This is a genomic window from Mycobacterium sp. E3247 (assembly GCF_001667785.1).
In the GTDB taxonomy this organism is placed as follows: Bacteria; Actinomycetota; Actinomycetes; order Mycobacteriales; family Mycobacteriaceae; genus Mycobacterium.
Window position 1 is genome coordinate 1 of record NZ_LZJG01000100.1, and the last position, 7,788, is coordinate 7,788.

At 70.0% G+C, this 7,788-nt stretch carries 7 protein-coding genes and 1 pseudogene; 1 reads left to right on the forward strand and 7 read right to left on the reverse strand.

Annotated features, from left to right (window positions below; all coding sequences use genetic code 11):
• The 7 genes and pseudogenes from A9X04_RS05200 to eccCa all read right to left on the reverse strand — a co-directional run.
• A pseudogene (locus A9X04_RS05200) lies at positions 1-377 on the reverse strand (phosphoglucosamine mutase); the annotation flags it as partial.
• 149 nt (positions 378-526) lie between these two features.
• Positions 527-994, reverse strand: a complete 468-nt coding sequence (gene rpsI / locus A9X04_RS05205) for a 30S ribosomal protein S9 (protein WP_369804512.1) — start codon at positions 992-994, stop codon at positions 527-529.
• 17 nt (positions 995-1,011) lie between these two features.
• On the reverse strand, positions 1,012-1,455 hold the full coding sequence (rplM, locus tag A9X04_RS05210) for a 50S ribosomal protein L13 (RefSeq protein WP_067918384.1): 444 nt from the start codon (positions 1,453-1,455) through the stop codon (positions 1,012-1,014).
• Between the two features lie 233 nt (positions 1,456-1,688).
• On the reverse strand, positions 1,689-1,985 hold the full coding sequence (locus A9X04_RS05215; RefSeq protein ID WP_067918385.1) for a WXG100 family type VII secretion target: 297 nt from the start codon (positions 1,983-1,985) through the stop codon (positions 1,689-1,691).
• A gap of 16 nt (positions 1,986-2,001) precedes the next feature.
• A complete protein-coding gene (locus A9X04_RS05220) occupies positions 2,002-2,319 on the reverse strand; it encodes a WXG100 family type VII secretion target (RefSeq protein WP_067918393.1) in 318 nt (105 codons plus the stop codon).
• Positions 2,320-2,368: 49 nt separating this feature from the next.
• Complete coding sequence (locus A9X04_RS05225; RefSeq protein ID WP_067918387.1) at positions 2,369-3,589, reverse strand: type VII secretion-associated protein; 1,221 nt, start codon at positions 3,587-3,589, stop codon at positions 2,369-2,371.
• The gene (eccCa, locus tag A9X04_RS05230; RefSeq protein ID WP_067918389.1) at positions 3,586-7,275 is read right to left on the reverse strand and encodes a type VII secretion protein EccCa; all 3,690 of its coding nucleotides are present in this window, start codon (positions 7,273-7,275) and stop codon (positions 3,586-3,588) included. The genes A9X04_RS05225 and eccCa overlap by 4 nt, the downstream gene beginning before the upstream one ends.
• Positions 7,276-7,400: 125 nt before the next feature.
• On the opposite strand from eccCa, the gene A9X04_RS05235 reads away from it, so the two are divergent.
• The coding region (locus A9X04_RS05235; protein ID WP_231985663.1) for an EsaB/YukD family protein at positions 7,401-7,788 on the forward strand (388 nt) is incomplete at its 3' end.

Consider the following 7,788-nt stretch of genomic DNA (forward strand, 5'->3'; position numbering starts at 1 on the left):
TCGGTGTCGTCGTCGAGCTTGCGGCCGCCGGGACCGAAGATCTTGATGCCGTTGTCGGGCATCGGGTTGTGCGACGCCGAGATCATCACGCCGAAGTCGGCGTCATACGCGCCGGTCAGGTAGGCCACCGCGGGGGTGGGCAGCACGCCGACCCGCAGCGCGTCGACGCCCTGGCTGGTCAGCCCGGCGATCACGGCGGCCTCCAGCATCTCGCCGCTGGCCCGGGGGTCGCGCCCGATCACGGCGACCCGCCGGCCGGGCCCGCCCGCGCTGGCCAGGTGCCGCGCGGCGGCGACGCCCAGCTCGAGCGCCAGCTCGGCGGTCAACTCCCGGTTGGCGACCCCGCGGACACCGTCGGTGCCGAATAGTCGACCCATGCGGAAAAACCTCTCACAGTTGGCGGTCGTTCACCTAACGTGCCCGTTCTTTTCTGACCGAAACGGGGCGCGTTTGGGCGCAGACACGCCGACGGGGGCGCGGGACGCCCCAGTTTGAGGCCCCGTTGCGGCCAGAACGTGATGGTTGATCAGCGCTTGCTGTACTGAGGCGCCTTGCGGGCCTTCTTCAGGCCGTACTTCTTGCGCTCGGTGGCACGCGGGTCACGGGTGAGGAAGCCGGCCTTCTTCAGCGCGGGCCGGTCCTCGGGCTGCGCCAGGATCAGCGCCCGGGCGATGCCCAGCCGCAGCGCCCCGGCCTGGCCGGACGGCCCGCCGCCATGGAGCAGGGCGAAGATGTCGAAGCTGTCCACCCGGTCGACCGTGACCAGCGGGGCCTTGATGAGCTGCTGGTGCACCTTGTTGGGGAAGTAGTCCTCCAGGCTGCGGCCGTTGAGGTCGAACTTGCCGGTGCCGGGCACCAGGCGCACCCGCACCACGGCCTCCTTGCGGCGGCCGACGGTCTGGATGGGCCGGTCGAACACGAAGGATTCGGCGGCCGCGGGCGCGGGCGCCTCGGCCGGGACGTCCGGTGTTTCCGGGGTGGCCGTGGTGTCCAGGGCCTCGGTCGTTTCGGTCACTGGGCCACCTGCTTGATCTCGTACGGAACCGGCTGCTGAGCGGCGTGTGGGTGCTCCGGGCCGGCGTAGACGTGGAGTTTGCGCTGGATCTGACGGCTGAGCTTGTTCTTGGGCAGCATGCCGACGATCGCCTTTTCGACGACGCGGTCGGGGTGCTTCTCCATCAGCTCGCCGGTGGTGCGCGAGTGCAGACCGCCGGGATACCCCGAGTGGCGGTAAGCCAGCTTGCTCTGCAGTTTGTCGCCGGAAAGGGCGACCTTGTCGGCGTTGATGACGATGACGAAGTCACCGCCGTCGACATTGGGGGCGAACGTCGGCTTGTGCTTGCCGCGCAGCAGGGTGGCTGCCGCGACGGCAAGGCGGCCAAGCACCACGTCCGTGGCGTCGATGACGTACCACGACCGCGTGGTGTCACCCGCCTTTGGCGCGTAGGTGGGCACAGCGCTTACCTTTTCTTTCTCGAGGTGGATCCCGGGTCGAGCCGGGTGCCGGTCAGGCGTTGGCGGTGGGTCCAGAAGGAGGGGTTCTCGGCGACCGACATTGACCCGAGACCCGGCGTACCGCACGCCAACCGAGCAGCTTACCGATGAGCGTCCCCGCAGGTCAAAATGACTGTGTGGTCCCAGCGGCTCTCCTCCGCCGGGACCACACAGACGACCATGGGTGCGTGCGGCTACCGACCCCAGACGCCGGCCGCCCGCCGATCGGCGTTCGCCACCTCTTCGGCGCCGTCGCGCACCGCGTTTCCGAGCTCGACCAGGATCTCGTTGAGCACCGTCGCGGACTGGTGCCACTTCTGCTGCTCGACCTGGTAGGCGGCGGCCGCCTCGCGGGTCCACAACTGCTGCAACGGGGCGATCTGCGACCTCAGCTCCTCCAGCGCGGCATTGAAACGGGCCGACGTGGTGTGGATCTGCTGGCGCACCGAATATTCGATTTCGCCGAAGTTATAGGACAGCGCCGATTCCACGGGTGAACCCTTTCGACTAGAGGTTTCCGCCCGCGGCGGCGATGTGGGTCGCGTGGTCGTGGCCGGCCTCCTGTAGGGCGGCCGCGTTGTGCCGGATAGTCTCGCCGATCGCATGCAGGACGTGATAAAGCCGCAACGACTCGGCGTTCCAGCGATCCACCACCTCTTTGAACCGCCCTGCGGCGGCCCCGCCCCACACCGACGGCGGCACTTCGCTCATGCGGCCGATGAACGCCTGCAGCATGGCCCGGATCTCCTCGTTGCGGGCGTCCGTGGTCCCGGCGACCGACCGCATCAGGTCGAAGTCAGTGCTCAGTGTGTTCGGTGTAGCCATACTCAATTCGACCGCGTCGACGCCCATTCGGTTCCATCCGATCCGGAGTTCATCCGATCGCGTGCGCCGACCGCACCGCCTGCTCGCAGACAGCACGGACGGCCTCTTCCTTGCCCGGCCGGCTCTGGCACCCAAGGCTGATCCGCACCGGCCCGTCCAGCAGCACCGTCCACCGCACCTCGTGACCGGCGCGGACTTCGCGGTACGTCACCGCGGGCCTGCCGGCGCTGGTCCCGGTGGGATCGAAGTCGACGAACGATCCCGCGGGCTCCGCGTCGATGGCGCGTCTCAATCGCTCGGCGGTGCCGCTCAACGTTTCGGCGGTGACCGGCGACTGTGTGACGTGCAAGGCCACTTCGGGATCCGACGGCGAGGTGACTTGCACTCGCGCCGATCCCGGCCCGCCGGTCACCCGCTGCGTGGGCCAGCCCGCCGGCACTGTCACCGCCACCCGGCCCTCGACGAGAAACGTGGTCGGCGGCGCGTCCACCTGCGGTGGGGCCGACGCGCCATGCCGGCCAACCAGGGCCGGGGCCGCCGCGGCAAGCACCATGGCGGCCGCGCCGAGGCCGCCCAGGGTCCGCGCGCGGCCCGGGGCACGATCGCCGCGACCGCGTGGCCCGGCCGGCTCGTCCACATCGGACACCGCCGATCGGGCCAGCCGGGCCAGTCCTGCGTCGTCGATGTGCAGCGCCGTCCGTCCGATGCCGCTCGCGCCATGGGCGATCGCCGCGGCCAGAGCCGGCGCCCCGGGGACCTCGCTCGGCGCGTCGATGAGCACGACGTCCCCGGGGATGCGCGCGAGGGCGGCCAGCACCTCGTCGGCTACGGGGCGCGGGGGGCGGCGCGGTATGGCGACGACACGATCACCACCGATCACCACCATCCCGCCGGTGATCTCCACGAGCGTCGGTTCGGCATCGGTATGGGCGGCCCGCCTGAGCAACCACGACCGCGGCCGCACGAGCGCGCCGTCGGACACGGTGGCCGCGGCCGAGCTCAGGATTTTGATGCGCGACGACGGCCACCAGGATGGGTGCAGCACGACGGCACCCTTGCCGTCCTTGCAGATCGCCGACCGCAGGGCGGCGGTCCACAGCGAAGCCACCGCAACCGGACGCTCACCCACCAGCGCCACCGGATCGTCGATCGCGCCAAGCGCCGCGTCGACGACCTCGGATGGCGCGCCGTCGACGACCGCACCTGTGCCGCAACATAATCGACGGATCGTGGCGGGACCGGTCTCGATGACGGCGCGATGCGCTTTCACGGCGCGCTCCAGGCCACCTGGACAAGCTGTTCGTCGCCGTCACCGGTGAGCAGGACACCGCGTCCGGGCGGCAACCGCGTGGGGCGCCGGGAGCCGAACGACACCTCCTCGCCGGGGAATCCGCTCATCATCAGCGTCGTGCAGCCAAAGTCGCGCAATCCGGCCAGCAGAGGCTCGAACATCGCGCGCTCGGCACCGCGGCTCCGCCGGGTTATGACCAAACGCAGGCCCAGATCGGTTGCGTAGGGCAGGTATTCGGTGAGCGGCGCCAACGGGTTACCGGCCGGGGTGGCGACCAGTTCGTAATCGTCGACGACGAAATAGATGTCCGGACCGGACCACCAGGACCCGGTAGCCAGTTGCGCCTGGGTCGCGCCGGGCGGAGGCATACGCCGCCGCAGCAGGTCGAGCAGATCTGGCAGCAGTGCGGCCAGCGCGCCGGGTGACGTGGCGTAGCCGCCGAGATGCTCCGACTCGACGACACCGAGCAGCGAGCGCCGGAAATCGACGATCACGACACGGGCTTGCGTCGGGCTCTGCGTCCGGACGATCTCGCGGCACAGCGTCCGCAGCGCCGCGGTCTTCCCGCACCCTTTGTCGCCGAGCATCAACAAATGAGGCTGCCGGTCGAAGTCACACGTCACCGGCTGCAGCCGACGCTCGTCGATGCCCAGGAGGATACGGTCGCCCGCCCGGTCCGCGACGGTGTCACGCTCCACCCGCTCCGGAAGCAACGGAATCGGCGGCGCAACGGACTCGCTCGGGCCAATCTCGGCCAGCGGCAAGGCGATCATCATGTGCGACCCGTCACCGCAAAGACCGCGGCCCGGTCTGCCATGGGGCACATGTTGGGCCGCTTTGCGGTCCAACTCGGAATCGGCGGGGTCACCCAACCGCAGCTCGATGCGGGTGCCGATCTGGTCCCTCAGGGCCGGCCTGATCTCGGCCCACCGCGACGCCGCCAACACGACATGCACGCCGAACGAAAGCCCTTGACTCGCAATGGCGATGACCGATGCCTCCAGCGTTCCGAATTCCTCACGCATATTCCCCCAGCCGTCGACGACGAGGAACACGTCCCCGAACGGATCGTCCGCGAACGCCTGGTGCTGCACCCGAAGGCGACGGTATTCCGCCATCGAGCCGATTCCGCGGTCGCTGAAAATGGCTTCCCGCGAACGGATGACCGACTCGCATTCGGCAACGATCCGCGTGACGAGCCGCGGTTGGGTCCTGCCGGCAACCGCGCCGACATGCGGGATCGCGCGTGTCGACGTCAGCATTCCGCCGCCGAAGTCCAGGCAGTAGAACTGCACCCGGTCCGCCCCATGAGTGGCCGCCAGCGCCGTGACCAGGGTGCGCAGCGCCGTCGACTTCCCCGATTGGGGCGCTCCGACGACCGCCACATTGCCCGCGGCACCGCGCAAATCGATCAACAGCGGCGTCCGCCGCTGCTCGAAGGGACGGTCGACGATGCCGAGGGGAACCGTCAGCTCGCACCGCGCGGGCATCCCGTCGCGAAGCACCGCATGCAACGCCGGCGCCGCGTCCAGCGGTGGCAGCCAGACGGGGTGCGCGGGCGGCCCGTGACCGGCCAGCCGGTCCAAAACGGCCTGCAGGACCGTCCGCTCCGACGGCACACCGGCCCCTTGGGCGCGGGTGATGGCGCCGACCGTGTGAGTGCCGAACCGCTGCACGGAAGCAGTCGCCACGGGCCCCGCGTCCGGTGCGTGGGCGGCGGTCGGTCCCGAAACGTACGCCGAGGAGAAGCGGATCAGCTCGCCCACGCTCGTGCGCAGGTAGCCCGCCCCCGGCTCGTTCACCAATTCGTACGCATCGAGCGTTCCCAGCACGCCGCGTGATTCGTTGGGCGACAGGGTTTTCAGGCAGATCCGATAGGACAGGTGGGCGTCCAGTCCCCGCAGCCTGCCCTCGTCGAGCCGCTGGCTGGCCAGAAGCAGGTGCATGCCCAGTGACCGGCCGAGCCGCCCGATCGCCACGAACATGTCGGCGAAATCCGGGTGCTGGCTGAGCAACTCGGAGAACTCGTCGACGATGATGAACAGGGTGGGCAGGCCCGGTGCTGCCGCACCCGTACGGCGCCTGGCTTCATACGCCACGGCGCTGACGCAGCCCGATTCGCGCAGCAGCCGTTGCCGGCGATTCATTTCACCGGCCAGGGCGTCGCGCATCCGAGCCACCAGCGGGGCCTCGTCGGCGAGATTGGTGATCACCGCCGCCACGTGCGGAGCCCGCGCGTAATCGAGAAACGTTGCGCCTCCTTTGAAATCGATCAACAACAGATTCAGCTCAGCCGGAGGATGGCGCGTCATCATGCCCAGCGCGATCGTGCGCAACAACTCCGACTTGCCCGACCCCGTGGCGCCGACGCAGAGCCCGTGCGGGCCCATGCCGTTTTCGGCGGCTTCCTTGATATCCAGTTCCAGCCGCGCGCCGTCGGCACTGGTCCCGATCGGGACGCGGAGCCGATCGCGGTGGACTCGGCTCCGCCACGTCGCGACAGGATCGAATCGGCTCACGTCGCCGATCCCCAACAGGGCCGGCCAGTCCGCGCCGTCCCCGCCGTGAACGGTCGCGCCGGCTCGGTATCTGGCCAGCCGGCGGGCGCATACCAGCGCGTCCATGGGCTCCATCCGGTCCGGCCGCGACGGCTGATGAGTCTCATCCGCAAGGATTACGGTGACCGGCGTCCCGGCACGGCCGCCGCCGAGTTCGACAACGGTCGCGCCCGCGCACCCGGCGACGGTCTGGTCCACGTCGGCGACCAGCACCGCGTGCGCCGGCCGCGCACCGGCGAGCGCGTCGTGCGCCTCCCCCACGCTGCGATAGACCATCCGGACCTCGCCCACCGCGTCCGACGCGGCCGGGTGTTGGTTGTGCGGCAACCATTTCAGCCACTCCCACTCCCGGCGGTTCCGGTCGCTGATCACCGCGACGATCAGTAGCTGGTCGGGGGGATGCAACACGGCGAGTTGGCAGAGCATCGCGCGCAGCAGCCCGCGCGCCTCGGTCGCATCACCGTCGATCCTGACGCGCGGACTTCCGCGCAGGCCGACGGCGATCGGTGCGACGATCGTGGAATGCGTTGCCAGGAAGCGACGCAAGGCGGCCACGGTGACCGGATCACCGGACTCGGCCACCGGTGGGGCTACCAAAGGCGTGGCGAGCGGCTGGGCTCCGATTCCCACCCGGACCACGCAGAAGTCGGGATCCGCCGCTCGCCGCTCCCACATCCTGGGCCCACCGATCAATGTCCACAGCGCGTCCGGGTCGGGGTGACGCCAGCCCAGCGAGAGACGCTGCGCGGCAGCGGTTTCCATGACCGTGGCGCGCAGCCTACTGAGGTATCCGAGGTAGTCGAGGCGAGCGGCTTCGATGCCACCACCCCGGCGGCTGGCACGCCCGGACAGGACGGTCACGAGCGACGAAACCAGCATCATGACGGGGAACGCCAGCAGCATGGGAGGGCGGCCGCCACCCGGCCCTGACCGCAACGCCGCCGCCATGACCCCCACCCCGGCGAGCCCCAGCACGGCCGGCAACAGGAGGGGCAAAAGGCCGGCTGCCGCCAGATGCGGTGGGTCGGGCGGCGCTTCGACGACGAGGTCCGCGGTGGCCACCGCCTGCGGTGGCCACCGCGCCACCGGCACGAAACCTTGGGTCATCCCGTCCTCCCGTTGGACGCACGGTAGGCAGCACCGGCGACGACGACAACTCACCTGTGCACAGCGGCATACCCGAAGCCCGAAACCTGGCTATGTTCACGGCATTCCAACCGAAGGGGCCACCATTGCGTGCAACCGATTCGGGGCTGTGCCGTGTCTCGATCCACTCCGGCGCCGCCGCCGCCGACCTGGCACTCCCGGCCGGGATTCCCCTCGCCGTGCTGACCCCGTCGATCGTGGACCTCCTGGACGCCGGCGATGCCGGCGGCGACCTGTCCGCCCGGCGCTATCACCTGTCACTCCCCGGGTCCGCCGCTTTGGACCCGTCGAAGACGCTCGCCCAGAGCGGAATTGCTGACGGCGACGTCCTGCTGCTGAGCCGGCCGTCGGCTCCGCCGCCCGCCGCTCGTCACCACGACGTCGCGGAGGCCGTGTCGGAGGCACTGGTGGCGGATCACAAGGCGGACGCGCGGCGTCGACTGGCGGCCCGGATCGCCGGTGCGATGACCGCGG